The organism is Nocardia sp. NBC_01009 (assembly GCF_045208035.1).
Lineage (GTDB): Bacteria > Actinomycetota > Actinomycetes > Mycobacteriales > Mycobacteriaceae > Nocardia.
Map to the genome: position 1 here is coordinate 1,333,053 of NZ_CP108695.1, position 26,776 is coordinate 1,359,828.

A 26,776-nucleotide genomic window follows, 5' to 3' on the forward strand; every position below is an offset into this window, starting at 1 on the left:
CAGAACACCAGTAATAGCCGGTGCGATCATGTACCAAATGGGTCATGATCGAGGGTCGCAACCGCGCGCCGGAGAGCCGGGATGCCGGTTCGGCTTCGCACTGTCCGGTGCGCGGTCAGCTCGTCGGTGACGAATTCAGGGAATCGCACGGCGGGCCGGCGGATCCGGCCGCCTCGGAACCGCGTGGACCTTTGTCAGAGGTTCTGATCAACCAGGAAAACTCAAAGGACCCTTCAGGAGCACGGGAAAAGCCGCCAGATCGTTTTGCGTGAGTACCGGAAGGTTACGAATGTCCTCGTCCGGCACCGCGAGTCGCAGATCGGGGAACCGCTCGAACAAGGCGGGTAGCGCGATGCCAGCCTCCAGCCTGGCGAGCGCGGCACCGGGGCAGATATGCGGGCCGTAGCCGAAGGCCATGTGCCGGTTGGCTGTCGGGCGCGAGAGGTCGAACTCTTCGGCGTCCTGGCCGTGCAGCGCGGTGTCCCTGCCGATCGCCCGATAGGACATGACCACACCGTCGCCCTTCGCGATCACCGTCTCGCCGACAGTGATGTCCTCGGTGGCGAACCGCATCAGCAGATGGGTTACCGGAGTGTCCCAGCGCAGTGTTTCCTCGACGGCGTTCTTCCACTCGAACTCGCCGCGGCGAATGCTGCTCAACTGGTCCGGCCGACGCAATAGTGCGCGCACGGCGTTCAGGATGAGGCCGACCGTCGTTTCGTGCCCGGCCGCCACCAGCGCCTGCAGATTGCCGACGACCTCTTCCTCGGTCAACGGCCGTCCGTCCTCGTCGGCGAGGATGAGGGCGGTGGTGAGGTCGTCGGCCGGATCGGCGGTCTTCTTCCGCACCATGTCGGTGAAGTAGTCGGTCAGGTCGCTGATCACCTGTAACCGCTCATCCTGCGGGGTGAGCAGCGAGAAGAACGCCTTGTACCAGGTGAGAAGCATCGGGTGGTCACTGCGGTCGACGCCCATGAGTTCGCTGATGACGCGCATGGGTAGGGGATAGGCGAACTCCGACTTGAGATCGATGACGGCGCCTTCGCGCGATGCCTCGGCAAGGTCGTCCAAGAGCTCGACGGTAAGTCGTTCGACCACCGGGCGTAGCGCGTCCAACCGCCGTGGCGTCAGCGCCTGGGTGGTTTTGATCCGCAGCCGTCGATGCTCGGCACCGTCCACGGTGAACATCGAACGGCCGACGTCGATCATGCCGATCAGTGGCCACTGCCTGGTCACGACACCGGATGTCCACAGCGACCAGGCGTTGATGTCTTTGATCAGTCGTGGGTCGGTGAGGAGTTGTTTGGCGAGTGCGTGTTCGGTGATGGTCCAGGCGGGCACGCCGAGCAGTTCGATGCGGGTGACCGGTCCCGCGGCGCGTAGTCGGGTGGTTTCCGTCGCGAGGTCGGTGACCATGGGGTCGATGGCGATAGGTCCGGCATGCGGACATTCTTGGCTCACTGATGACCTCCGACAGCGCGAACAGGTGTGAAACGGACGGGCAAGGACACCATGCCGCGCATGAACACCGACGGGCGTCGGACCAGGCTTTCCGCGGGCACCGCGAGATCGATATCGGGCAGCCGGTCGAGGAAGACCTCGATGCCGGTCCGCGCGATGATTTCCGCGATCTGCTGCGCTGGGAACGGGCAGCGGTACTCGCCGTAGCTGAAAGCGAAGTGCGCGCTGTTGCCGGTATGGGCCGGTTCGCCGCTTGCGCTGAGATGTTGGCGGACATGGGGATCGGCATTGGCGGCGGCGAGTCCGAGCAGCAGCATGTCGCCTGCCCTGATGAGTTTGTCGCCGAGTCTGGTGTCACGAGCCGCCCAGCGACCGGCGAGGATCTGAGTCGGCGTTTCTTCCCACAGCACCTCGTTCATCGCCTGGCCCGCGCTGTGCCGCCCGCCGCCGAGTGCCGCGGCGAACCGGTCGTCGGTGAGCATCAGTCGCACCGAGCTCGCGAGCCAGTCCGCGGTTGTCAGGTGTCCCGCCGCCGTGATGGCCATCAGGTCCATCGCGTATTCCTGATCGGTGAACGGGGTCGGGTGTGCCAGCATCCGCGACACCAGATCGTCGCCGGGTCGCTCTTTCTTCACGGCGACCAGGTGTTGTATGCGTTCGAGGAGATGCAGATAGGCCGTCTGCGCGTCCGCGCCGCCGTCGGCCATCGTCTTCATCAGCCAGGCCAGCTGCGGCCCGTCCGCGTCGGGGAAGCCGACGATTCGCGCGATCGCCAGCACCGGAAGCGGCTCGGCGAAGTCGGCAACCAGATCGGCCGCGCCTCGTCCGCAGAATACGTCGATCAGCTGATCGGCCAAATCCTCACAGGTGCGCCGCAATTCGAAGGGATCGACCGCTTCCAGTGCGGGTTCCACCATCGCGACGTGCCGCAGGTGCTCCGCGCCCGCGGTGAAGTAGATCGACGGCATCGGCCGCCCGACCATCGGGAGCAGTGGCCAATCCTCCGGGATGTTCGGCCACTGATTCCACAGACCGACATCGCGCGGGAACAACTCCGGATCACTGGTGACCTGATGCAACTCGCGATAGCCGATGACAAGCCAGGCCGGAAATCCGCCGGGCAGTTCGACGGCGACCACCGGCCCGTGCTCGCGGCGCATCTCGCGATAGAGATGGTTCGGGTCGATCTGGAAACCGGGGCCGCTCAAGGGAACTGCGTGGGCGACCGGGCACTGCTGGGTATTGCCCGACGTGGCACTTGGCGTGGTCATGATGCGGGCTCCGAGGCGGTGAGGAGAGTGGACCGGTCCGGTTCGGGTGTATCGGTGTACAGGTACTCGACCAGGGTGATCAGCACCTGCTTGCTGGATTCGCGTGATCTGGCGTCGCATTCGATGAGCGGTACCTGTGGGTCGAGATCGAGGGCTTCGCGCACGGCTGCGCCTCGATCCGACGGACCGCCGAAGTTGTTGCATGCCACGATGAATGGTGTTTGCTGGTGTTCGAGCCGGTCGATGGCGTACCACGAATCGGCGATCCTGCGCTGATCGACGAGCACGATCGCGCCGAGCGCGCCGGTGAACAATCGGTCCCACAGGAACCAGAACCGTTCCTGGCCAGGGGCTCCGAAGAGGTAGAGGACGTTCTCGTCGTCGATGGTGATTCGTCCGAAGTCGAAGGCGACCGTCGTGGTCGATTTGCCCGGAGCGCCACGGGGGTCGTCGATTCCCACGCCCGCGTTGGTCATCGTCGCCTCGGTGTCGAGCGGCCGAATCTCACTGACCGAGCGGACCAGGGTGGTCTTGCCGACGCCGAAGCCGCCGACGATGACGATCTTGAGTCCATGACGGGTGCTGCTGTTCAGCGGTGCGTCGGCCCGTGCGGGCGGGGGATCAAAGTTTACGGAGTCCAACGAGCACCTTCTCGAGGGTGGTGGCATCGGGCAGCGAATTCCACGGCGCACCAGGAACTGTGGGGCCCGGCTGGGGATGACGCACGGTGATCTTGCCTGCGTACAGCAGGTCCGAGAGCAGGACCGTTGTGATGCCGACCGGCAGCCGTAGCTCCGCCGCGATTTCGACGACGGCGGTGGGGGCCTGGCACATGCCGAGGATCGCCACGTGTTCGGACTGCATGCCGGGCGACGGATCGCACTCGCTGACCACGAGGGCGACCAGATCGAAGCTGTCGGAATCCGGTGTGCTCCGTCCGCCGGTCAGTGTGTAGAGCCGATCCGGGTCGTCGTCGCGGCCGCTCCAGCTCAAGACACGCTCTCTCCCCCGACGCGCGGTGCGGCGGCGAGGTAGTGCCCGAGCTGTTCCACGAGCTCCCGCATGTTGTGGCCGACCAGGCCCGCGTCCGCGTCTTCGGCGGCGACGACGGCGATATGCGCTCCCATACCGGCCTCGACGACGAACAGGATCCCGCCGTAGAACTCGGTCATCGACTGGCGCACACCGCCACGGCCGTCACCGAATTCGACGGAAGCTCCGTGCGAAAGGCTCTGGATACCCGCGGCGATGGCGGCGAGCTGATCGGCGCTGTCGACACCGAGTTCCGGTGTGTGGCAGATCTTCAGACCGTCGCCGGACAGCAGCAGGGCATGTCGGGTGCGCGGGGTCTTGGACAGCAGTTGTTCCAACAGCCAGCCAAGCTGTGTCGGCAAAGACGTTGTCATCGATCGTTCTCCACAGCAACGGAAGGGGACGGTGATGCGGCGGTATCGGTCTCACGACCGGCCAGCGCACGCTGGAAAGCGCCCAACGCCGAAGGCGTCGATGCGGGCGGGGTCGCCGCGGTGTAGGTGGCGGCGTCGGGTGTGGACAGGCCATTGGGATGAGCCGCGGCCAGTGCGCTGCCTCTTTGCCGCTTCGGCAGCGCGGCTTCGGTCGGGGCCGGCGCGGGTTCGATAACGGGAGTCGGCACCGCGGCCGGCGCGGGGGTGGGCAGTGTGATCGAGGTGATCGATTCCGGTGTTCGTTCGATACGCGCGATGAGATCGCGCGGCACCACCATGACCACTGCCGTGCCACCGATGGCCGAGGGCCGGTAGGACACGGTCAGTCCGTGCTTGCGCGCGAGGTGACCGACCACGGCGAGGCCGAGCCGAGTACCGGAGAGCGAGGACAGGTCCGAGCCCGCTCGACTACCGCGCCCGTTGGGGCTCGAAACCGAGACGGCCTGCTGGGCACGGCGTAGCGCCGATTCGCTCATGACCAGTCCGCTGTCCTCGATGGTCAGCACGACACCGGCGGGGACCTCGGCGGCGTAGACATGGACTTCGGTGGTCGGCGGGGAGAAATTGCAAGCGTTGTCGAGCAGTTCCGCCAAGGTGTGCATCACGCCTTCGGCCGCGTGGCCCACGATGGCGATGTCGGTGATGGCGCGCAGTCGGACGCGCTGATATCCGGCGACTCGGCCCATCGCGCCACGCAGGATCGATTCCATGGCAATCGGTTTGGCCCACCTACGCCCGGACCTGGCACCGCTGAGTACGGCGATGCTGTCGGCGAGCCTGCCTGCCTGTGCGGTGCGGTGATCGAGGTGCAGCAGGTCGGCAAGCACTCGCGGATCAGCGTGGCGATGCTCCATCTCCCGCAGCTCGGCGAGCATGCTGGTGGTCATCGCCTGCATGCGGCCCGCGGCGCCCGCGAAGGCGGACATGGCGGCGGCGCGGCGATTCTCGCTGGTCTTCGATGCCTGTTCACAGCCCGCCGCACGTTCGTTCGCGGCCGCGATTTCGGCCGCCGCCGTGGCTGCTGCCTGGGCGACGGTCGCCGCGGTAGCTCGGCGGGCTCGTTCCGCCGCACCGCGGGCACGCGCGGCCTCACCGCGGTAGTGCGCGGCCCCGGTGATACTGGCGCACAGAATAATCGAGACCACAATCGCGCCCGCGGCAAGCGGAATACGGAATTCGGCCGGTGCACTGACCACCGCTATCACCACAACGACCGCGCTCGTGACACCGGAGGTCAGCAGCGCTAGATAGGGCATGTGAAGACCAGGCACGGCGTGTTCCTGCAGCTCGCCATCCGGCGGATTCAATAACTCTGACAAGTCCCGTACTTCCGCACTCGCGTTCGCCAGGGGGAGATGCCGTAATTCCCCCGATCCCTCCTGCCTGCGGAGCCCTTCGGTGAATAATGCAGGCCACCAGGCAGTTTCAGATCTCGCGGACGAGCATAGCCGCCGGGGTCTGCGAACGAAAGAGTGATCTTCCATCAATGGGAACTGGCGACGAGGCGCCAATGTGTTCGTAACCTGTTGTCTTACTTGAATTTTGAATCAGTACGATATGCGGGCCGAGCCGGCACCACGCAGGCCGGGTGCTGCGGGTTTGCGGTGCCCTGCCGTCATCTTTCGCGCAACCGACGACTGGGTCGTCACCGTTTGGCCGGGCCCTTTCGCGAGGCGGATGAATTCGGTCGCCGCAATGCCGGAATCGCAATGCCGTCCACGTCCGGATTGCGGCAGGTCGGGCGGAGTGAATATCTCAGGTGCCGGGTGTTCGAGTCAGTAAGTACCGCGTAGTTGCCATTTTGTAGCTGATCGGTTCGTATTTCCAAGAGGAAACGGCAACATTCACTACAAGGGCAGCAGCACGTCGATCTTGATATTGCCGGTGCCGGCCACCCACAAGGAGGTCAGGGTGGTGCGCGAGCCGATCACGGACCCGTCCGCGTGGATGGGGTGAAGATCGGTGAGCAGCAACGTGAGGTTGTGCTGCACGAGGACGAGGTGTCCGTGACTCAGCACGCCGCGCGGCGGGTGGGGCGGGTCGGATCGGCGGCCGACGAGGTCGAAGATCAGCAGACCGCACCGAGGGCGTTCGCAAGGAGAAGGTCGAAACCGAAGGGGTCGAACACCGCTCGGATTCCGGTAAACGTGGTCGCTGATCGCCGGGCGGCGAGCTCGGGCCTGCGTCGAAGAGATAGTGGCGCAGCGGTTGCCGGACCGATGCGGGGCGGCACATGAGCTGTGCCGCCCCGCCCGTCCTGTCCGAGTGGGCTACCGCGCGGTCGAGCGGAAGCCGCGCAGCCGCAGGCTGTTGCTCACCACGAAGACCGAGGAGAACGCCATGGCCGCGCCCGCGAGCATCGGGTTGAGCAGGCCCGCCATCGCCAGCGGGATCGCCGCGACGTTATAGGCGAAGGCCCAGAACAGGTTGCCCTTGATAGTGCCCAAGGTCTTGCGGGACAAGCGGATCGCATCGACAGCCGCGCGCAGGTCGCCACGTACCAGGGTCAGATCGCTTGCCTCGATGGCGACGTCGGTGCCGGTGCCCATGGCCAGTCCGAGATCGGCCTGCGCCAGTGCCGCGGCATCGTTGACGCCGTCGCCGACCATGGCGACGACCTTGCCCTCGGCTTGCAGCCGTGCGACGGTGTCCACTTTGTCCTTCGGCAAAACCTCCGCGATCACCTCATCGATGCCGACCTGATCGGCGATCGCGCGGGCCGCGGCGGCATTGTCACCGGTGAGCATGATCGGGGTGAGCCCGAGTGCCTTCAACTGCGATATCGCTTCGGCGGAAGTGGGTTTCACCGCATCGGCGACAACAAGCACGCCACGTGCCTTGCCGTCCCAGCCCACCGCGACCGCGGTCTTGCCCTGTGACTCGGCTTCGTGCATCGCGCGCTCGAGGTCGGCGTCGAGCTGCTGTGACCAGTCGGCGAGCAGCCGGGCGCGCCCGACGATCACCGCGTGTCCGTCGACAACACCCTGCACGCCGAGGCCCTCGATATTCGCGAAGCCCTCGACCGGCGGCAGTTCACCGACCTTGTCGCGCGCGCCCTTGGCGATGGCCTGTGCGATGGGGTGTTCCGACGAATCCTCCAGCGCTCCGGCCAGCGTCAGGATCTCGCCGGTGTCCTCGCCTACCGCGGCAACGACATCCAGCAGCGCCATCTTGCCGGTGGTGACCGTGCCCGTCTTGTCCAGCACCACGGTGTCCACCCGCCGGGTCGATTCGAGCACCTCGGGACCTTTGATCAGGATGCCCAGCTGCGCGCCTCGGCCGGTGCCGACCATCAACGCGGTCGGCGTGGCCAACCCGAGGGCGCACGGGCAGGCGATGATCAGCACCGCGACCGCGGCGGTGAAGGCCGCCGCGATGGAACCACCGGTGCCGAGCCAGAATCCGAGCGTCGCAACCGACAGTGCGATCACGACGGGCACGAAGATCCCGGAGATCTTGTCCGCCAACCGTTGGGCCTGCGCCTTGCCGGTCTGTGCGTCCTCGACCAGCTTCGCCATCTGCGCCAGCTGCGTATCGGAGCCGACTCGACCGGCGCGCACCACGATTCGTCCGCCGACATTCACCGTCGCGCCGACCACCGCATCGTCGGGCCCGACCTCGACCGGCATCGATTCACCGGTCAGCATCGAGGCGTCGACAGCGGAGGAACCCTCCACCACCACGCCATCGGTGGCGATTTTCTCACCCGGCCGCACGACGAACTGATCGCCGACAGCCAACTGGTCGACGGGGATGTGCTGCTCGACCCAGCTGTATCCATCGCCTTGCTCCCGGGGCCCTGCGTGGTCACGCACGCTGCCTCCTCGGGGCCCGTCGCTCGCACGGCGCAGCACCGAAACCTCTTTGGCGCCGAGTTCCAGCAAAGCGCGCAGCGCAGCGCCTGCCCGCCGCTTGGACCTGGCCTCGAAGAAGCGTCCGGCCAGGATGAAGGTGGTGACACCCGCCGCGGCCTCCAGGTAGATGCTTCCGCTGCCGTCCATCCGCGAGATGGTGAACTCGAAAGGGTGCTTCATGCCCGGCGTTCCGGCGGTTCCCCAGAACAGCGCATACAGCGACCAGCCGAGTGCGGCGATGGTTCCCATCGACACCAGGGTGTCCATGGTTGCCGTCCCGTGGCGGAGATTGGTCCAGGCCGCCTTGTGGAACGGCAGCGCGCCCCAGACGACGACCGGCGCCGCCAGCGTCAGCGACAGCCACTGCCAGTTGGTGAATTGCAGTGCGGGCACCATCGCCATGGCGATCACCGGCACGGTCAGCACCAGCGAGACCAGCATGCGTGTGCGTAGTGACGCGGTCGGATCCGGTTCGGCCGCAGCGGTTTCCGTCGGCACATCGGTTTTCGGCGCGGGCAGCGCCGCGGTGTAGCCTGCCTGCTCGACCGTGGCGATCAACTCCGCAGACGAGACGTTGCCGCTGAAGTCGACCCGAGCTTTCTCGGTCGCGTAGTTCACGGTCGCGGTGACGCCGTCGAGCTTGTTCAGCTTCTTCTCGATGCGATTGGCGCAGGACGCGCAGGTCATGCCACCGATCACCAATTCGACCTGACCGCTGGCCGGTGGTTGCGTCGTGGTGGTCATCGTCTGCTCCGTTCTGTGCGGCAAAGGGCTTGTGGGGGAGCGGGCGTGCCCGCTGTGGGTCGGTTACGGGTTATTCGAGTGGATTCGGTGCGGGTGGCTGCTTGCGGTCCGGCGTCAGCGGGATCGGCAGCAACCACGCGGGGGTTCGTCGACGCGGACCAGTGACAGGGGACTCGGATCGGTGTGCGGACCGGGTGCCCGAGTTGGTTCGGCGGTGGTGGTCTGCTCGTTGCCGGTCGGCCGAGTTTCGGGGGTCATTGTTGCTCCGTTCGGGGTGGCACGGTCAGTGGCCGTGTGCGGGTTCCGGCGCGGTGGCACTGCTGGTGGGCGCTGGACCAGGGGCGACGCTGAGAGTGAATTCGGCTGTGCGGACGACTCCTTCGTGCTGGAAGTCGAGGAACAGTCGGTAGTCGCCCGCGCTGGGTGCGGTGACGGCGAAGGTTATGCCGGGGCCTGCCGGGGTCATGCCGTCACCGGGATGGCCTTCGGGGTGGACGTGCAGGTAGCCGAGGTCGGCGGCCCGCAGTGCAACGAGGTGACCGTAGGCGCCCAGGTAGGGCTGTAGGTCGGTGACCGGCTTGCCGTCGCGGCGCACCGAGAGGGTGACCGTGGAGGCTTGTCCTGGCGTAACCGCGCCGGTCGAGGTGACCGTGTAATCGCCGACCGTACTGGTGGTCGCCGGTGCGGGCAGTGGCTGTGCGTCGTAGTTGCCCGCCACCCGCAGGTCAGCGCCGAGGGTGAGGTTGTCGCTGCCTTCCGCGGTGAAATCGGCGAATACCCGGTAGTCACCGGCGCGCGTGAGATCCAGTGGGACGCTCCATGTTCCGGTCCGGTCGAGGGTGGGATGCACGTGCTGGAAACCGACCATGTCGCGGCGTACCACGATCAGGTGCAGATCCTTGTCGTGACTGCGCACGTAGCGGGTCACTGGTGTGCCTGCCGGATTCAGGATGCGGAAACGCAGGGGAACATTTGCTGCCGCGCTGGTCTGCGTGGTGTCCAGCCGCAGGGTGTAGCCGTTTTGCGTGGCCATAAGTCCGGCAGGGTATTCCTCGGAGTTCGGCCCGCCAGCGGTGGCGGCCCCTTCCTCGTGAGTATTCGAATCGTGCGCGGCCGGTTCGGTGGCGTCCGGTCCGATCGCGGCGCCGATGGCCAGAGCGATCCCGAAGACCGCCGCGAGACCGAGGGCGAAGCCGGCGAATTTGCTGGATGCGTTCATCGGGATGCTCCGTTCTGGAAGATGTCGAGTTAGTCGGCGGTGACCTGGTAGCCGGCCTTGTCGACGGCCGCGGCGATCGCGCCGGGCTCGACCGGGGCCGCGCTGTCGACGGTGACCCTGCCGGTGGCGAGGTCGACGTCGACAGCGGTGACGCCGGCGATCTTGCCGACCTCCTTGCTGACCGAGTTGACGCAGCATCCACAGGTCATTCCGGTGACGGTGACAGTGGCGGTGGTGGCTGCGGTGCTCATGAGGTCTCTCCTTCTGGCGATGGCGGCGCCTGCCGCCTCATTCGGTTTTTACCATACCCCCCTAGGGTATTTTGTCAAACGACTTCGGGCGTGGATTCCCGCCCGGGGGTGCGCATGGTCACCGCCGCGATGCCCGCCCCGGCAATCGCGATGCCGCCCGCGCCGAGGAATGCTGCCGAGAAACCACTGGTCAGCGCCGGAAGATCGCCGACCTTGTCGGCGCCGACCGCGGTGGCGACCGCGGTCATCGCGGCCAGCCCGATGGCCGAGCCGACCTGGTAGCTGACGTTGACGATGCCGGAGGCCAGCCCGCCTTCTTCAGGACGCGCCGCGGAGATAGCCGTACCCAGTGAGGGTATGAAGGCCAGCGACATGCCGCCCGCGGCGACCAGCGAGGCGGGCAATACATCGATCCAGAAGTTGCCGGTCGCCCGCACCAGTGACATGATCCCCAGCCCGATGCCGAGCACCAGTAGGCCGGTGACGATCATCGGCTTCGCGCCGAAACGCTGCATCGCCCGCGGTGCGATCACCACCATGCCGAGCATGATCAGCGTCGTCATCGGCAGCAGCGCCGCGCCCGACGGGAATGCGCGGTAGCCGAGCACCTGCTGTAGGTAGAGGTTGAGGAAGAACCACATCGGGACCCAGGCCGCGCCGAGCAGCAGCTGGGCGATATTGGCGGCGGCGAGGTTCGGTGCGCGGAAGATGCTCAGCCGCATCAGCGGCTCGCTGCGGCGAGATTGCAGGTAGACGAATCCGGCGAGCAATGCGGCCGCGGCGGCGAGGACCGCCCAGGTCTGTCCGGACGCCCAGCCGACCTCGGGTGCGCGGACGATGCCGTAGACGGCGGCGGCGAGTCCCGCGGTGACGGTGGCGGAACCGAGCAGGTCGACCGATCCGGAGCGAATCGGTGCGCTCGGCATCAGTGCGGGAACGGCGATGAGTGCGAGCGCGGCGATCGGGATGTTGATGTAGAAAACCCAAGGCCAGCTGATGTATTCGGTGATCACGCCGCCGAGGAACACGCCTGCGGTGCCGCCGGCGGGTGCGGCGGCGCCGTAAACAGCGAGTGCCTTCGTCAGTTCCTGTGGCGAGGAACCGAACAGCATCATCAACAGTGTCAGTGCCGACGGTGCGATGAGGGCGGCCCCGCCACCCTGGATGGCGCGACCGGCGAGCTCGATGCCGACGGTGCCTGCCGCGCCTGCGATAGCGGATCCGGCCAGCAGCACCACCCAGCCCGCGGCGAATACTCGCCGCGCGCCGAGTAGGTCGGACAGTCGGCCGCCGAGTAGCAGCAGTCCGCCGAAGGCGACCACGTAGGCGTTGAACACCCAGGTCAGGTTCTCCTGGGAGAAACCGAGTTCCGCCTGCATCTTCGGCAATGCGATGCCGATGATCGAGGTGTCCATGATGACCATGAATTGCGCGGCGGCGATCACCGCCAGTGCCAACCACTTTCGCGCGGTCGGTCGTACTTGCGTAGTCATGTCGATTCCGTCCTTTCCGAACAGCTGAACGATTGTCGGTACCATACCCCCCTAGGGTATTGATCTGTCAAGATCGATACGGCCCGGATTCGCTCGGAAGGGCGTCGTGGCAGCTGGTCTGTGGTCGATGAGGTGAACGGTGCGGCGGCATCGAAGAGGATGTTGCGGAGGGTGCGGCGCTATCGGAGCGTGGATCTCGACGGTGTTGTGGAACCGCATGCGAACACTCGAACGCCCCGTGCGGATCTATGTCCTGCCTGGGGTGGTGTGCGGAACGCGTTTTCGTCCAGTTGGATCCGAGGTTCCGAGGGGGCTGCGCGGGGCTGGGCCTGTGTGCCCGGAAACGTCGCGAGCCCGGAGATGTCGCGAGCCCGGAGATGTTGCGAGCCCGGAGATGCCGCGAGCCCGGAGATGCCGCGAGCCCGGAGATGCCGCGAGCCCGGAGATGCCGCGAGCCCGGTCCTGACGATCGAGGATCGTCAGGACCGGGCTCTACGGTGATCGGTCGATCGACGGCGCGGATTCGGTCGCTCGTCGCGCGGCGCGGGCGTGGCCGGAATCGAGTCGGGCGGACCGTGAATCGAGGGTGGCGTTCAGGATTCGGGACGGTAGCTGACAACAGCGACCGCCGGTGCCGACACGACCTGCACCTCGGCGGTTTCCGAGACTTTGACGTGCAGGAAGCCGCCTTCGATCAGCACCTGGACGTTATCTATAGTGCGGACCGGCCGCCCCTCGTTGTCGAGTATCGAGTAGCCCTCGACCAGTGCGACTGTGCGTGCCGAACGCCATTTCGTAGTCATTGCAGTGTCTTTCGGGGTGAGGGCCGCGGCCGGTGGGAAGTCCAGCTCTGGCTGTGCGACGTGATTGAAGTAGTTGGACAGGATGTTCAGCGAAACGTGGCCGACGATCTCGCTCAGCTCGGCGTCGCTCACCCCGCGCTGCCGGGCCGAGGCGATCAAGCCGTCGTCGACGCGGCCGCGGGATTGCAGCACTTTCTTGGCGAAGTGCAGTACCGCGTCCGCGTGCGGGTCTTCGGCGTTGGCCGCGCGGGTGGCCGCGATCGCCTCATCGGTGAACCCCATCCGTCCGGCCCGCATGGTGTGCGCGGCCACGCAGTAGTCGCAACTGTTTTCGCTGGCCACCAGCAGCGCAAGCTGCTCGCGGACGCGGGCGGAGAGCTTTCCGTGCGTCAGCGCGTCACGCAGGGTGAGGTAGCCGCGCAGCGTTGCCGGGCTGTTCGCCATGGCGGCATAGAGATTCGGGACCCGGCCCAGCTGTCGTTGAACTTCGGTCAGCAGATCTGCTTGTTCCGCGTCGGCAGTTTCGGTGGAGACGAGAGGTAGCCGCGACATGTGCACTCCATGCTCGAACGTGATGGTACCGATCGGTGCCGAAATGGGACGGTACTGATCGGTGCCGAACTAGTCAAGCAAGATGGTACTGACTGGTTCCGTCCTGGTATGGTGGCGTCATGGCAACACAGGCCAAGGAGCGTTTGCTCGCCACCGCGGAGGAGCTGTTCTACGCCGAGGGCATCCGCGCGGTCGGCGTCGACCGCCTGCTTCAGGAGTCCGGCGTAGGCCGTGCCTCCTTCTACCGCCACTTCACCAGCAAGGACGACCTGGTCATCGCGGTGCTCGAGGGCCGCGACCGCCGCTGGCTGGACTGGTTGCGGGAATCGGTCGAATCGAAAGCGCCCGACCCGGCCGACCGTCCGCTGGCCGTATTCGATGCGCTCTCGGAACGCTTCGCCCGCAAAGACTTTCGTGGCTGTGCCTTCATCAACACCATGGTCGAAGTAGCCGACCCCACCGCCGCCGCGCACCAGGCAGCAGATCGACACAAGCGCCGAGTAATCGACTACCTCACCGAACTCCTTACCGCGGCAGGTAGATCCGACGCCCCTGAACTCGCCGCCGAATTCGCCCTCCTGGTCGACGGCGCCATCGTCACGTCCGTCCGTGAAGCTAGTCCCGCCGCCGCTCACCGCGCTCGTGCGATCGCCGCGCGCCTGCTCGCTTCGAACTGACCGACAGAGCGGCCAGTCCGGTGGACGACGACGAGTGGTACGCCGGCGGCAGCGCTTCCCGGCTTGGCCGCAGCCATGTGCCACTGACGCGAACCCGGCATCGTCGGCCCCCGCGCGAAATCCACCACCCCGCCCGTTTCAAGCCTGCTGGTGGTGATCACCCGTCTCCCGACTCGGCCGCTGCTGCTGACAGGGAAGTTGGAGGGCGGAGCGGTCGGGGGGTGGTGGGCCGAAGCCGACAGCCGACGCGTGGACCGGTGTCCTGCGGAGCGTCGGCTGTCGGCGGTCAGGCGGAGTGGAGGTTGCGGGCAGTGCGGGAGGCGGTGACTTCGGCAGGGTCCGGGTGGGTGCCGAAGAGGCGGTCCGCGGTGCCGGAGGTGGTGACGGTGAACCAGTAGTGCTCGTTCTTGTAGTGGTGGTGGCGGTGGTTGCGCCAGACCGCGCGGTAGAGCGAGCCTTGCGGCTTGTAGTCGGTGTGGATCAGGTAGTGGGTCCACTCGTAGCCGAGGCCGAGCAGGGTGATGGTGAGCAGGAAGGTCAGGCCGAGGCCCAGGCGTGGGAATGCCAGGGCGGCAACGGCGATGAGGACGACGACCAGTACCGACAGTGTCTTGGTCGGGATGAAGATCAACGGGATATTGCGCGGATCAACGTGGTGCTCACGGTGTTTGCGGGCCAGCTCGCTGTCGATGGCGACCGGACCGAGTTTGCGTGGCCGCCAGTGCAGCACGGTGACGTGCACGATCCATTCGAAGATCGGGAACACCGCGAGCATCACGGCGGGTACCAGCGCGTCGGTCAACTGCCAGTCGCCCACGATGATTCGGCCGGCGAGGGCCGCGAGCAGGGTGACGCCGATGAGCCACGGCGAAGGGTGCCGGATGAACTCGCGGAAGGCCTCGCGGAGGGTGAGCCCGCGCCGCAGCGCGCGCTCGTCTCGCTGAACGCGTGCCCGGGCGCTCGAATCCTGTTCGGGGGAATGAGGTTTCGTCAAGGTTCTTCCTAGGGTGAAGCGTGATCAGTACCCGCCGAGGGCATCGATCAGGATGGTGGTCGCCGGCTCGAGCAGCGCCCGGGCGATCTCGGCGGCCTGTTGCGGCCGGCCCGCCACGATGGCGGCGGCCAGTTCGCGGTACGCCTCGACATTGCCCACCTCGGCGGACATGATCGGAGCCAGCGCGGTGAGCGCGGGTTCGTAGGCGGCGCTGAGCATGTTGAACATCAGCCGGAACACGATGGAATCGGCCGCGTCGATGACGTGATCCCAGAACTCCATCGCATGCCGCTGCTGGGCGACCGGATCCTGTTCTGCGGCAAGTGCTGCCACGGTGCGCTCGAGCGCCGCACCAACGGTGGCGGAGTCGGTCTTGCCCAGCCGCGTAGCCGCCAACTCGGCGACCTTCGGCCCGTTGTGCAGCCGAGCCTCGAGAATGCTGCGCGCAACTCCCGGATCCAACTCCCCGCCCTGCACCAGCAGTCGAGGCAAAACCTCCAGCCCGGCCCCCCGCCGATAATCCAGCACAGTCGTCGCATCCCCCTGCCGCACCGCAACCAACCCGGCCGCCGCCAGCCGCTGCAACGCCTCCCGAACCGCAGGCCGAGAAACCCCCAACGCCTCCGCCAACTGCCGCTCACTAGGCAAAGTCGCCCCCGGCGCCAACTCCCCACTCAACACATCCGCCGCGATCTGCTCGAACACATCGCCGGACACCGACCGCTTGACCACCGGTTGCAACGCCATATCCCTACTGTGCGCCACATCGGCCAGATGGTCAAGTGGTCAGACCAGTTGCCATCGCACCCCGACCCGCTCGACATCCGCTGTCAGTGCCGGGCTGCCACTTGACGAAGGCGAACCAGTCCAGCACACTGCTCTCATTAGAGAGCGATGCTCTCAGTTATTTGAGGGAGAACGGACATGCAAGAAGTCTGGAAATGGGCCAACCTCACGCTGGCATTCGTGATGGAGTTGGTCGCGCTCGCGGCGCTGGCAGCGTGGGGCTGGAAGACCGCCACTGCGATTCCGGTCAAGCTCGTGTTGGCCGTGGGAACGCCTCTCCTCGCGGCGGTGGCGTGGGGCCTTTTCGCGGCGCCGAATGCGACATTCGACAACCCACTGCTCGCGGTCGTCACCAAGGTCGTGGTTTTCGGCAGCGCTGCGGTCGGATTGTGGGCCGTGAGCTACCGAGCGGCCGCGGTCGTCTTCGTCGCCGTCCTGATCGCGAACCTGTTGGCGATCAGGCTCGGGCACATCACCCCGTGAGCACGCCGCGTGGCGTACGGGTTCAGGAGATCTTGAGGAAACGGTGCGGTGAACTGCGCGGAACCTCGAGCCCGTCTGTTCCGCCAGCGCGAGCGTTGTCGACGACGCCCGAATCCGCATATGTCTGCCGATTTCGCTGAAACACCTAGGCTGATCGGCATGCCTGCCGCGCGAATTTGGGCCGTAACCTCGACCACTGCAACGGAAGCCGACGCGCGGTCGCTCGCGCGCGTGATTGTCACGGAGAAGCTGGCCGCAGGCGCAGAGATCACAGGTCCGGCGATCTCGGTCTTCTGGCATCTCGGAGAGCTCGGCGAAGGCACCGAATGGCGCGTCACGCTCCGCACATCAGCGGGTGCCCGCGATCGGCTCGCGGCTCGAATCGTCGAGATTCACCCTTGGGACAGCCCAGAGGTGTCCGCCACTCCCGTCGATTGGTGCTCGGACAGCTACGCGGAATGGGTCGAGCGAACGACAGTTGCACCGGAATAGGTACGCGAGCCAAATGCGGGTACTACGCCCAGTCTTCAGACGTCCCGATGCCGACGACCGCTACTGATCACGCGCTGGACGCGGAATTACGTACGCCCGCGCGAACCAAGTGCCGATGTGCGCCTCGTGTACATGGCCGGCAATAGCCCTGTCGCCTTGGACCGCCATGGTCGCGTGGACATGGACTTTGCCGTCACGGATCTCGCCGGATCCGTGCATCTCGGCCGGTAGCGCATAGTTGCTGACGATGTCCTTCGTCGCGTCATCGGCGGGCATGGTCGAGATGGTGAAACGGTCGACTCCTCCGATCAGACTCACGATCGCGGCATCGGTGATTTCCGCCGCCTCCGCTTGTGCAGTAAGGGATTTCATCATTTCGCCATAGTTGACCTCGAACACCAGCATGGATTCACCTTCCCTGACGAGCGCCGCATAACCGGAACTGCATCCGCGAACTCAGCCGCCGGATCGGACTCGCCACGTGAGGTAGCGGCTGATTGCTGCCGTCGGCTGGCGGAATGTGTCACGAAGAGTCAGCTGGGGTCGGAGCCCCGGATGGCGGAGAGCCAGATCGTGCAGGCGGCGGCGACGATGGTGGCGGCGAGGAAGGCAGTGAAGCCGCCATTGGCGACGTAGACCCACATCAGGGCGATGAACGGGGCGGCGACTGTTGATTGGGCGTCCAGCAGGAGTCGGCGGGTGGGGCGGGTGGAACTGGTGGCGAGAGTGGGGGCCTCGGGGTCGGGGCGAGAGGGGTTGTCGATGAGGCGGCCTGGGGGTTCGGTATCGCGGATACGGCCGGAGGGGTACAGGCGGAGGGTGCCGGTGTGGATGGATCGGTCGGTGATCTCGCCGGTGGTTTCGGTGAGGGCCAGTAGGGCTGGGTCGAAATAGACAGGGAGCCAGCGGGGCCGATCGGTGCCGGTGATTTCGAGCCAGGTTCGGCTGAGGAGGCGGTGGTCTTGGCGGATGCGTTTGATGCCGATGGTGCGGGTGGCGCCGGGCGATCCGTTGGGTAGCAGGCCGAGGGCTCTGCTCAGCTGGTAGGCCGTGTAGCCGAGAACGCCGAGCGCCACTGTTGCCAGGGCGGCGAGTTGGTCCGGGTCGGCGAACGGCGCCCAGGCGAGGCAGATCGCCAGGGCGCCGATCGTCACGATGACCGGGTAGGCCAGGGGGTGGCCCGGTCCGGAACTCACTTCAGGAAGCCGACTTTGGTGTAGTCGGGGGAGGCGAGGCCGAAGGCTCCGTAGTTGGCCAGGTTTTCGCGGACCGCGTAGGTGCCCGAGGCCTGCTGGAGCGGGATCGAATAGCCCTCGGCGAAGATCATCTGATCGCACTGGTTGGCCAGTGTGATCGCCTTGTCGGGGTCGAGCTCGGAGATCGTTTTATCGATGAGTTCGTTGAGTTCCGGTGAACCGATCCTGGCCTTGTTGCCCTGCAGGTTCTCTGGATTGTAGGCATAGATCTGGGGCAACGCGCTGAGTGGGAGAACGCTACCGCCCCAACTGAACTGGGCGATATCGAAGTTGCCCGGATCGATCACGTCCTTGAAAAGGCCACTGCCGGGCACGGTCTGGATGGTCAGCTTCACGCCGACCGCGGCCAGATTCTGCTGCACGATCTGCGCGGTCTGCACCCACTGATCCTGCTGGTACATCACATCGCGGATTTCCAGCTTGCGGCCGTCCTTCTCACGGACATCGCCATTGAGCTTCCAGCCGAGCGCGTCGAGCATCCGCGCGGCCTCGGCGGGATCGAACGCAATTGGGCCCGCGTTGTCCTGGTAGCCCTTCTGACCTGCCATGAAGACGTGATTGTTCAGCGGCTTCGGGTCGGTGACGATGCCGTTCTGGGCTGCGGTCACCAGACCTTGCCGATCGATAGCCTTCGAAATAGCAATGCGCAGTTGCGGATCCGAGAGCAGCGCGCCGGGCGCACCGTTGAAGGTCAGATGCGACCAGCTCGGCTCCGGTGTCCGGCGGATGACGACATTCTTCGAGTTCTTGGCCGCGGTCACCAGCTCGATGCCGGACATGTACCCGTAGTCGAGCTCGTTGTTCTGGATCGCGGGCAGCATGGCGCTGTGGTCGAGCACGCTGAGGGTGATGGTGTCGAGCTTGGGGGTGTCGCCCCACCAGGTCGGGTTGCGGTTCAGCGTGATCCGGTTCTGGGCGCGATCGATAGTGGTGATGACGAACGGTCCCGAGCTGACCGACAGCGAGTTGAGGTCGAGATTGGTGAACGCATCGGGATTCGCGGTCACGGCCTTCGGATACAGCGGGCTGAACTGGCCCTGCCATTCGGCGTAGGGCTTGTCGAAGGTGACGATCGCCTGCCGATCGTCGACGCCGCGCTCCACCTTCGCGACCCGTTCGAAACCGCTGGTCGAGGAGACCAGGAACGCATTGTCCTTGCCGCTCTGCGCCGCCGCCTGAGAGCGCATGTCCTCCCAGGTGATGGGGCTGCCGTCGGACCAGACGGCCTTCGGGTTGATCGTGTAGGTGACCTGCTGTGGGGAGGTGCTCGTCAGGGTGATATCGGTGAAGTAGTTGTGGTCGACTGTGAGCTGTCCGGCGGCGTCGCTGACGAACGCGGCAGGCATCGTCGGGCCGATCACGGTGGCGCCGTCATCGGTGCCGCCGTCGACATGCAGGTAGTTGAAGTTCGACGGGAAGGCACCCAGCGCCAACCGCAGATTGCCGCCGTCGCGCAGTTCGCTCGGGTCTTTCGGATTGATGTCGTTCGTGTTCCCGATGGTGCTGGTGCCCGAGGCCACGTCGCTGTTGGAGCAACCCGTCACGATCAACCCCAGTGCGACGACCGGGATGGCGCACCGGGCGCCGAGGGAACGAAGCCGCATTGCTGGTCCTCTCACTTCAGGAAACCGATTTTGGTGTAGTCGTAGGATGCCAGCCCGGTCGCGCCGTAGTTCGCGAGGTTCGCCCGGACCGCGACATTGCCCGGTGACTGCATCAGCGGCAGGGAATGCCCCTCCTCGAACACCTTGCGATCGATCTGATTCGCCAGTTCGATGGCCTTCTTCGGGTCGAGTTCGGAGATGGTCTGCTCGATCAGGTCGTTGAGCTCCGGCGAACCTATGCGCCCATAGTTGCCCTGCAAATCGTTCGGGTTGTAGCCGTAGATCTGGATGAGGCTACCGAGCGGGAAGGGGTCGCCCACCCAGGTCCACTGCCCGACATCGAAATTGCCCGGCTGGATGACATCGGTGAAAAAGCCTGTGCCCGACTTGGTTTCGATGGTCAGCTTGACGCCGATTTGAGCGAGATTCTGCTGGATGATCTGCGCCATCTGCACCCAGACGTCCTGGTTGTACATGATGTCGCGGATTTCCAGCCTCCTGCCGTCCTTCTCGCGGACCTCACCATTGAGCTTCCAGCCGAGCGCGTCCAGCTCCTTGGCCGCCGCGGCCGGATCGAAACCGAGGCTGTTGTCCTGGTACCCGTCTTGGCCCTGCAGGAAGATGTGGTTGTTCAGCGGCTTCGGGTTCTCGACGAGGCCGTTCTGGATGGCACTTGCGATGCCCTGCCGGTCGATGGCCTTCGAGATCGCCACGCGCACACCCTGATCGGCGAGGATCGATCCGGGCGCCCCATTGAACGTCAGGTGCGACCAGCTATTTCCCGGTGCGCGGCGGATCGCGATGCCGTTAGTGTTGCGCGCCGTCTTCAACTCGTCCCTGCTGGCGAGGCCGACCGCGTCGATCTCGTTGTTCTGCAGCGCGGGCAGCAGCGCGGCACTGTCGAGCACACTGAAGGTGAAGGTGTCGAGTTTCGGTGTGTCGCCCCACCACTTGGGGTTACGACCGAGCACGACCCGGCCCTGTGCCCGGTCCACCGACTGGATGATGAACGGACCCGATGACAGCGTGAGGCCGTCGAGCTGGCTCTTGTTGAAAGCCTCCGGGGTGGCCGTGACGGACTTGGGGTACAGGAACGTGTTGCCCGCGAATTGTCCGCGCCAGTCGGCGTAGTGCTTCTTGAAGGTGATGACGGCCTGCCGGTCGTCGACACCGCGCTCGACCTTCTCGACCCGGTCGAAGCCGGTGTTGTTCGCGATCAGGAACGATTTATCGGCCCCGCTGAGCGCGTTGGCCTGGGATTTGATGTCTTCCCACGTGATCGGGGTGCCGTCGGACCAGATGGCCTTCGGGTTGATCGTGTAGGTGACCTGCTGTGGCTCGGTGCCGGTCAGTGCGACATCGGTGAAGTAGTCGGTGTTGACCGAGAGTTCGGCTGCCGCATTGGTTTTGAATGCCCGCGGCATCACCGGGCGCAGCAGCCCGCCGGTGTCGGCGTCGTTTCCGTCGTTGTGCAGCGCATTCCAGTTCTGCGGCAGTGCGCCGATGGCGAGGCGTAGATTGCCGCCGTCGCGCAGTTCGCTGACATCTTTCGGGTTGATGTCGTTGGTGGTGCCGAGCGCGGCGGCAGCGCCTTCCGGCGCGGCCTCCTCATCCGAACTACACCCGGCCGCGATCAAGCCGACCGTGACAAGGGGGATCGCCAGTCGTGTCGTCCATGAACGAATCCGCATGGTCCGCTCCTTTCCGCAGCGATGCTGCTGGGTTACTTCAGGAAGCCGATGGTGGTGTAGTCGTAGGTCGCGAGCCCGGGGGAGCCGATATTGGCCAACTCGGCACGGACACCGAAGCTGCCGTCGGATTGGGTCAGCGGCAGGGAATGGCCCTCCTCGAACACCTTTCGATCCACCTCGTTGGCCAACTCGATCGCCTTCGTCGGATCGAGTTCCGCGAGGGTGCGATCGATGAGGTCGTTGAGCTCAGGTGAGCCGATGCGGCCGTAGTTACCCTGGAGGTCGTTCGGGTCGTAGCGGTAGATCTGCCGAATGCTGCCGAGCGGGAACGCGTCACCCTGGAAGATGAACTGGGCAGCGTCGAAGTCACCGGGCTGGATGACATCGGTGAAATATCCCGCGCCCGGCTTGGTGTCGATGGTCAGCTTGACGCCGATCTGTGCCAGGTTCTGCTGGATGATCTGGGCGATCTGCACCCACAGCGGGTCGTTGTACATAACGTCGCGGATGATCAGCTTGCGTCCGTCTTTCTCGCGGACATCACCGTTGAGCTTCCAGCCGAGTGCGTCCAGTTCCTTGGCGGCTGCGGCCGGATCGAAGCCGAGGCTGTTGTCCCGGTAGCCTTCCTGGCCCTGCAGGAAGATGTGGTTGTTCAGCGGTTTCGGATTCTCGACGAGGCCGTTCTGGGTTGCGGTCGCGATGCCTTGCCGGTCGATGGCCTTGGAGATGGCGACCCGCACCTGCGGATCGGCGAGGATGGAGCCCGGTGCTCCGTTGAACGTGATGTGCCGCCACCGGTTGCCCGGTGCGCGGCGCAGTGCCAGGCCCTGGGTGTTGCGCACCGTTTTGACCTCGTCGATGCTGTTGAGCCGGACCAGGTCGATTTCGTTGTTCTGCAACGCCCCCACCCACGCCGGGTGGTCGAGCACGCTGTAGGTGATGGTGTCGAGCTTCGGCGTGGCACCCCACCATTTCGGGTTGCGGCCCAACACGATTCGGCCCTGCGAGCGATCGGTGAACTGCACCACGAACGGGCCCGCACTCGGTCCCATGGCGTCGAGGAGACTGTTGTTGAACGAATCCGGGTCTGCGGTCACGGATTTCGGGAACAGTGACGCATTGCCCGCGAACTGGCCGCGCCATTCCGCGTACGGGTGCTTGAAGGTGAGCACCGCCTGCCGGTCGTCGACACCGCGTTCCACCTTGTCGACGAACTCGAAACCGTTGGTGATCGCGATCAGGAAGCGTTTGTCGGCCCCGCGCAGGGCGTTGGCCTGGGAGCGGATGTCCTCCCAGGTGAGGGGGTTGCCATCGGACCAGACGGCCTTCGGGTTGATCGTGTAGGTGACTTGCTGCGGGTTGGTGCCGGTCAGCGCGATGTCGGTGAAGTAGTCCTTGTTCACCGAAAGCTCGCCCGCCGCATCGGTGGTGAAGGAGCGCGGCATCATCGGTCGTTCGATATCGGCGATTTCGCCGTCGTTTCCGTCGTTGGACAGCGTGTTCCAGTTCGCCGGAAACGTGGTCGTCACCAGGCGCAGGTTGCCGCCCTCGCGGATGTCGTCGCGGTTGCGCGGGTTGATATCGCTGGTGGTGCCGAGCGCGTCCGACAGCCCCTTGCCCGCGTCGGAGTCTTCTGCGCCACAGCCGGTCGCGATCAGGCCGAGCGCGACCGCCACCGCGGCACATCGCAGTGCGGGCATTCGGGTTGAGCCCATCCCGGCTCGGCTCGATCGGATCCGCATTGCGCTCTCCTTTGCTCCCGGCCGCTACCGGCTCACGGCCGGAACCGGAATCGCGTCGATCAGCGCCCTGGTGTACTCATTGCGCGGATCGGCGAAAATCTGTTCCGCCGGACCGGATTCGACGATCTTGCCGCGGTACATCACCGCGATGTCGTGGGCCAGGTTGCGGACCACCGACAGGTCGTGCGAGACGAACAGATAGGACAGTCCGCGTTCGATCTGTAGGTCGCGCAGTAGGTTCAGCACGCCTGCCTGGATCGACACGTCCAGGGAGGACACCGGCTCGTCGAGCACGAGTAGCTCCGGATCCAAGGCCAGCGCGCGGGCAATGCTGATGCGCTGCTTCTGGCCGCCGGAGAAATCGGCCGGGTAGCGATCGGAGTGTTCCGGGCGCAGGCCGACCTGTTCGAGCAGTTCCGGTACCCGTCGAGCGATGTCGGCGCGTGAACGGCCATCGATGCGCAGCGGCTCGGCGAGTGCGTCGAAAATCGGCAGCCTCGGGTCCAATGACGCGGTCGGATCCTGGAAGACGATCTGCATCTTCCTGCGGATCTCCCGCTTGTGCGCCTTGGTCAGGGTCGCGACATCGCTGCCCATGATCTCGATGCTGCCGGATTCGGGCCGGACCAGGTCCAGAATCTGGGTGAGCGTGGTGGATTTTCCGGAACCGGACTCGCCCACCAGCGCCAGTGTGCGGCCGGCGCGGACTTCGAAGCTGATGCCGTCGACCGCGCGCACCTCGCCTTTGCGGCGCCGGAACACCACACCCGAGGTGATCGGGAAGGTCTTCACCAGCTCCGAAACCTTCAACACCACACGGTCTTCGGTAGCGGCCTCGGTCTGCGGTTCGGAGATCTCCTGACGGTAGGCCTCGAACAGTTCCTTCGAACCGACCTCCGCGGTGCGGATGCAGGCGGCGGAGTGCCCCGGGTTGGTCTTCTCCAGCGGTGGTTCGGCCGCCCGGCAATCGTCGATGGCGATCGGGCAGCGCGGCGCGAAGGAGCAGCCGGGTGGCAGCGAGTGCATCGCGGGCGGTGCGCCGACGATCGGGATCAGCGGACTGCGCGCCGGGCCGTCGATGCGCGGAATGGAGCCGAGCAGCCCCACCGTGTACGGCATCCGCGGTGCATTGAAAAGTTCTGTGGTGGTGGCAGTTTCGACGATCTTGCCCGCGTACATGACCGCGACCCGGTCGGCGAGAGTGGCGGCGATGCCCATGTCGTGGGTGATCATGATGACGCCGGCGCCGGTGATGTCGCGCGCCTTGCGGAGCAGATTCAGGATCTGCTTCTGCACGGTCACATCGAGTGCGGTGGTCGGCTCGTCGCAGATGATCAGCGCGGGATCGTTGGCGATCGCCATTGCGATGACAACGCGCTGGCGCATGCCGCCGGAGAACTCGTGCGGAAACATGGTGGCGCGCACCGCGGGCTCGGGGATGCCGACCAGGTCGAGCAGTTCCACTGCCTTCTCGGCGGCTTCCTTCTTGCCCATCGTGCCGTGCGCGAGCAGCGCCTCGGCGACCTGATCGCCCACTCGGTACACCGGGGTCAGCGCCGAAAGCGGGTCCTGGAACACCATGCTGATGGAACTGCCGCGCAGTTTGGACATTTGGCGGTCACCGAGGCCGAGCAGCTCGCGCCCGCGCAATCGGATGGATCCGTTGATGCGCGCCTGCTCCGGCAGCAGCCCCATCACCGCGAGCGACGACACCGACTTGCCGGAACCGGATTCGCCGACGATAGCGAGTACTTCACCGTCGGACACCGTGTAGTTCACCCCGCGCACCGCGTCGATCCGGCCCTCCTCGCTGGGGAACGAGACTCGCAGATCAGTGACCTCGAGCAGGGGTGCGGTCGAACTTGCTCCCGTCATGGTTTCGCTTTCTTCCGCGAGCGGGCCCGCTTGGCGCCCGGATCGAACGCGTCGCGCAGGCCGTCGCCGACCAGATTCGCGCTCAGCACGGTGATGATCAACAGGCCACCGGCGAACAGGAACAGCCAGGGGTAGGTCAGCGCCGATTTGGTGCCCGCTGCGATGAGCGAGCCGAGCGACACATCGGGCGGCTGCACACCGAAACCGAGGAAGCTCAAACCGGTTTCGGCCATGATCGCCGCACCGACGCTGAGCGTGGTGTCGATGATCAGGATCGACGCGATATTCGGAATGATGTGACTGACGATCACCGTCCGGGTCGGCGCACCCATGTACCGGGCGGCCTTGACGAATTCGCGATCACGCAGGCTCAGGGTCAGGCCGCGCACGATGCGCGCGCTGATCATCCAGCCGAATGCAGCGAGCAGCACGATCAGCAAGGCGATGGATCCGCTGCCCTTCGTGCGCGGTGCGAACAGCGCGATGATGATGAAGCTGGGCACCACCAGCAGCAGGTCGACCACCCACATGATCGCCCGGTCGGTCCAGCCGCCGAGCAAGCCGGCCAGCGAGCCCGCCGTGGCGGCGATGGCGGTGGAGAACAGTGCGACACACAGGCCGATGACCAGCGATTTCTGCAGGCCGCGCAGCGTCTGCGCCAGCACGTCCTGGCCGATCTGCGTGGTGCCGAAGGGATGCTTGGCACTCGGTGGCTTCAGCAGCGCGGTGTAGTCCAGCTGCTGATAGTCGTAGGCCAGCAGCGGCGGCAGCGCGAAGCTGGCGACGAACAGTGCGATCAGCACCGTCGCGCCCGCGATGGCGGGCTTATTGCGCAGGAACCGGCGCCAGACGAGCTTGCGTCTGCCGGAGGCGGCTATCTCGGGCGCGCCCTGAACAATGATTTCGGCTTCTGTCATCCCACACGCACCCTGGGGTCGAGAATCGCGTACACGATGTCGGAGAGCAGACCCGACACCAGTACCACCAGCCCGGCGAAGGCCGTCACTGTCACCACCACGTAGAGATCCTGGGCGTTGATCGAGTCGACGAGCCACTCGCCGACGCCGTGCCAGCCGAAGATCTTCTCGGTGAACGTCGCGCCCGTGATCAGGCCGCCGAGGCTATAGGCGAACAGCGTCGCCATCGGAATCAGCGCGGTGCGCAGGCCGTGCTTGTACAGCGCCTTGCTGCGGGTCAGCCCCTTGGCGCGGGCGGTGCGAATGAAGTCGCTCTGCAGCACATCGAGCATGGCGTTGCGCTGATAACGGCTGTAGCCCGCCATACCGCCGAGCGCGAGGCCCGCCGTCGGCAGCACCAGGTGCTGGAGGCGGTCGAGCAGCTGCGGCCAGACGCCGGTGACCGTATTCGCCGAGGTTTCACCGGTATAGAGGAAGATCTGCGAACCGGTGAGCGAGTTTACTTCCAGCGCACCATATTTCAACAAGGTGGCGAGCAAGAACACCGGAGTGCTCAGGACCAGCAGCGACACGACCGTGGTGAAATAGTCGCTGAATTTGTATTGCCGGATCGCCCCCGCCGCGCCGATCAGTACGCCCAGCACGGTGCCGACCAGCGAACCGATGATCAGCAGTCGCAGACTGACCGCAACGCGGCGCGGCAACTCCTCGCTGACCGGCTGTCCGGCAAGCGTGGTGCCGAAGTCACCGTGCGAGACACCCTTCAGCCAGGTCACGTAGCGCTGCGGAATCGGATCGTTGAGATGCAGCTGCTCGGCCTTGGCGTCGATCACCGCCTGCGGTGGCCGCGGGTTGCGCTGTTCGAGACTGTCCAACGGCCGAAACGTCAGCGAAGCAAGGCTGAACGTCAGGAACGAGGCCAGCAGCAACAGCACGACATAATTGAGCGCGCGTCGTAGCAGGAAGCCGGTCATCAGTCCTCTGGTCTTACGGCTGGGCGGGCCAGCGTGAGTATTAGCCCCTGATCATAAGGACGTGGGTGGCCGCGCGCGTGCCACGCGGTGGTTCGGCATGTCCTTTATTCTGTCGGATCTCCGAAGTCCCAGCCGGGGACCGGGACCGACGACGCGATATGGCCTCGACCG

The 26,776-nt window shown here is 65.6% G+C and carries 25 protein-coding genes; 3 read left to right on the plus strand and 22 right to left on the minus strand.

Going from position 1 to position 26,776, the window contains the following annotated elements:
• Positions 1 to 207: 207 nt before the first annotated feature.
• The 12 genes from OHA42_RS05700 to OHA42_RS05755 all read right to left on the minus strand — a co-directional run bounded on the left by OHA42_RS05700 (position 208) and on the right by OHA42_RS05755 (position 13,114).
• Positions 208 to 1,461 (minus strand): cytochrome P450, encoded by a 1,254-nt coding sequence (locus OHA42_RS05700; protein ID WP_406235164.1) that lies wholly within the window; start codon positions 1,459 to 1,461, stop codon positions 208 to 210.
• Positions 1,458 to 2,732: a cytochrome P450 gene (locus OHA42_RS05705; RefSeq protein WP_406235166.1), complete on the minus strand. Its 1,275-nt coding sequence runs from the start codon at positions 2,730 to 2,732 to the stop codon at positions 1,458 to 1,460. The genes OHA42_RS05700 and OHA42_RS05705 overlap by 4 nt, the downstream gene beginning before the upstream one ends.
• Positions 2,729 to 3,373: a GTP-binding protein gene (locus OHA42_RS05710; protein WP_406235168.1), complete on the minus strand. Its 645-nt coding sequence runs from the start codon at positions 3,371 to 3,373 to the stop codon at positions 2,729 to 2,731. The genes OHA42_RS05705 and OHA42_RS05710 overlap by 4 nt, the downstream gene beginning before the upstream one ends.
• On the minus strand, positions 3,354 to 3,725 hold the full coding sequence (locus OHA42_RS05715) for a DUF742 domain-containing protein (RefSeq protein WP_406235170.1): 372 nt from the start codon (positions 3,723 to 3,725) through the stop codon (positions 3,354 to 3,356). The genes OHA42_RS05710 and OHA42_RS05715 overlap by 20 nt, the downstream gene beginning before the upstream one ends.
• Positions 3,722 to 4,138, minus strand: coding sequence for a roadblock/LC7 domain-containing protein (locus OHA42_RS05720; protein WP_328407958.1), 417 nt, complete (start codon positions 4,136 to 4,138; stop codon positions 3,722 to 3,724). Before OHA42_RS05720 ends, OHA42_RS05715 begins: the two co-directional genes overlap by 4 nt.
• A complete protein-coding gene (locus OHA42_RS05725; protein WP_406235172.1) occupies positions 4,135 to 5,469 on the minus strand; it encodes an ATP-binding protein in 1,335 nt (444 codons plus the stop codon). The genes OHA42_RS05720 and OHA42_RS05725 overlap by 4 nt, the downstream gene beginning before the upstream one ends.
• Positions 5,470 to 6,045: 576 nt before the next feature.
• Complete coding sequence (locus OHA42_RS05730; protein WP_406235174.1) at positions 6,046 to 6,189, minus strand: hypothetical protein; 144 nt, start codon at positions 6,187 to 6,189, stop codon at positions 6,046 to 6,048.
• Between the two features lie 279 nt (positions 6,190 to 6,468).
• Complete coding sequence (locus tag OHA42_RS05735) at positions 6,469 to 8,796, minus strand: heavy metal translocating P-type ATPase (protein WP_406235175.1); 2,328 nt, start codon at positions 8,794 to 8,796, stop codon at positions 6,469 to 6,471.
• A 283-nt stretch (positions 8,797 to 9,079) separates the two neighbouring features.
• Positions 9,080 to 10,015, minus strand: a complete 936-nt coding sequence (locus tag OHA42_RS05740; protein WP_406235176.1) for a hypothetical protein — start codon at positions 10,013 to 10,015, stop codon at positions 9,080 to 9,082.
• 29 nt (positions 10,016 to 10,044) lie between these two features.
• Positions 10,045 to 10,266, minus strand: a complete 222-nt coding sequence (locus OHA42_RS05745; RefSeq protein WP_406235177.1) for a heavy-metal-associated domain-containing protein — start codon at positions 10,264 to 10,266, stop codon at positions 10,045 to 10,047.
• 74 nt (positions 10,267 to 10,340) lie between these two features.
• Positions 10,341 to 11,759, minus strand: coding sequence for an MFS transporter (locus OHA42_RS05750; protein WP_406235179.1), 1,419 nt, complete (start codon positions 11,757 to 11,759; stop codon positions 10,341 to 10,343).
• 593 nt (positions 11,760 to 12,352) lie between these two features.
• A complete protein-coding gene (locus tag OHA42_RS05755) occupies positions 12,353 to 13,114 on the minus strand; it encodes a carboxymuconolactone decarboxylase family protein (protein WP_406235180.1) in 762 nt (253 codons plus the stop codon).
• A gap of 119 nt (positions 13,115 to 13,233) precedes the next feature.
• On the opposite strand from OHA42_RS05755, the gene OHA42_RS05760 reads away from it, so the two are divergent.
• Positions 13,234 to 13,791 (plus strand): TetR/AcrR family transcriptional regulator, encoded by a 558-nt coding sequence (locus OHA42_RS05760; RefSeq protein ID WP_406235182.1) that lies wholly within the window; start codon positions 13,234 to 13,236, stop codon positions 13,789 to 13,791.
• 286 nt (positions 13,792 to 14,077) lie between these two features.
• On the opposite strand, the gene OHA42_RS05765 is transcribed toward OHA42_RS05760, so the two are convergent.
• Positions 14,078 to 14,716 (minus strand): sterol desaturase family protein, encoded by a 639-nt coding sequence (locus OHA42_RS05765; RefSeq protein ID WP_406239109.1) that lies wholly within the window; start codon positions 14,714 to 14,716, stop codon positions 14,078 to 14,080.
• 93 nt (positions 14,717 to 14,809) lie between these two features.
• Positions 14,810 to 15,532, minus strand: a complete 723-nt coding sequence (locus tag OHA42_RS05770) for a FadR/GntR family transcriptional regulator (protein WP_406235184.1) — start codon at positions 15,530 to 15,532, stop codon at positions 14,810 to 14,812.
• A 177-nt stretch (positions 15,533 to 15,709) separates the two neighbouring features.
• Here OHA42_RS05770 and OHA42_RS05775 point away from each other — a divergent pair, with 177 nt between their 5' ends.
• Positions 15,710 to 16,054: a YrdB family protein gene (locus OHA42_RS05775; RefSeq protein WP_406235186.1), complete on the plus strand. Its 345-nt coding sequence runs from the start codon at positions 15,710 to 15,712 to the stop codon at positions 16,052 to 16,054.
• A 159-nt stretch (positions 16,055 to 16,213) separates the two neighbouring features.
• Positions 16,214 to 16,546, plus strand: a complete 333-nt coding sequence (cutA, locus tag OHA42_RS05780; protein WP_406235188.1) for a divalent-cation tolerance protein CutA — start codon at positions 16,214 to 16,216, stop codon at positions 16,544 to 16,546.
• A gap of 60 nt (positions 16,547 to 16,606) precedes the next feature.
• Here the strand turns inward: cutA and OHA42_RS05785 are convergent, their stop codons facing one another.
• From OHA42_RS05785 to OHA42_RS05820, 8 genes are all read right to left on the minus strand, one after another.
• Positions 16,607 to 16,951 (minus strand): PCC domain-containing protein, encoded by a 345-nt coding sequence (locus OHA42_RS05785; protein ID WP_406235190.1) that lies wholly within the window; start codon positions 16,949 to 16,951, stop codon positions 16,607 to 16,609.
• 128 nt (positions 16,952 to 17,079) lie between these two features.
• Entirely contained in the window at positions 17,080 to 17,742 is a 663-nt protein-coding gene (locus OHA42_RS05790; RefSeq protein WP_406235192.1) for a hypothetical protein, read from the minus strand.
• Positions 17,739 to 19,406 (minus strand): ABC transporter family substrate-binding protein, encoded by a 1,668-nt coding sequence (locus OHA42_RS05795; protein ID WP_406235194.1) that lies wholly within the window; start codon positions 19,404 to 19,406, stop codon positions 17,739 to 17,741. The genes OHA42_RS05790 and OHA42_RS05795 overlap by 4 nt, the downstream gene beginning before the upstream one ends.
• A gap of 11 nt (positions 19,407 to 19,417) precedes the next feature.
• Positions 19,418 to 21,097, minus strand: a complete 1,680-nt coding sequence (locus tag OHA42_RS05800) for an ABC transporter family substrate-binding protein (protein ID WP_406235196.1) — start codon at positions 21,095 to 21,097, stop codon at positions 19,418 to 19,420.
• 32 nt (positions 21,098 to 21,129) lie between these two features.
• Complete coding sequence (locus OHA42_RS05805; protein WP_406235198.1) at positions 21,130 to 22,839, minus strand: ABC transporter family substrate-binding protein; 1,710 nt, start codon at positions 22,837 to 22,839, stop codon at positions 21,130 to 21,132.
• 24 nt (positions 22,840 to 22,863) lie between these two features.
• Complete coding sequence (locus tag OHA42_RS05810; protein ID WP_406235200.1) at positions 22,864 to 24,714, minus strand: ABC transporter ATP-binding protein; 1,851 nt, start codon at positions 24,712 to 24,714, stop codon at positions 22,864 to 22,866.
• The gene (locus OHA42_RS05815) at positions 24,711 to 25,631 is read right to left on the minus strand and encodes an ABC transporter permease (RefSeq protein ID WP_406235202.1); all 921 of its coding nucleotides are present in this window, start codon (positions 25,629 to 25,631) and stop codon (positions 24,711 to 24,713) included. Before OHA42_RS05815 ends, OHA42_RS05810 begins: the two co-directional genes overlap by 4 nt.
• Complete coding sequence (locus OHA42_RS05820; protein ID WP_406235204.1) at positions 25,628 to 26,605, minus strand: ABC transporter permease; 978 nt, start codon at positions 26,603 to 26,605, stop codon at positions 25,628 to 25,630. Before OHA42_RS05820 ends, OHA42_RS05815 begins: the two co-directional genes overlap by 4 nt.
• Between the last annotated feature and the right edge of the window lie 171 nt (positions 26,606 to 26,776).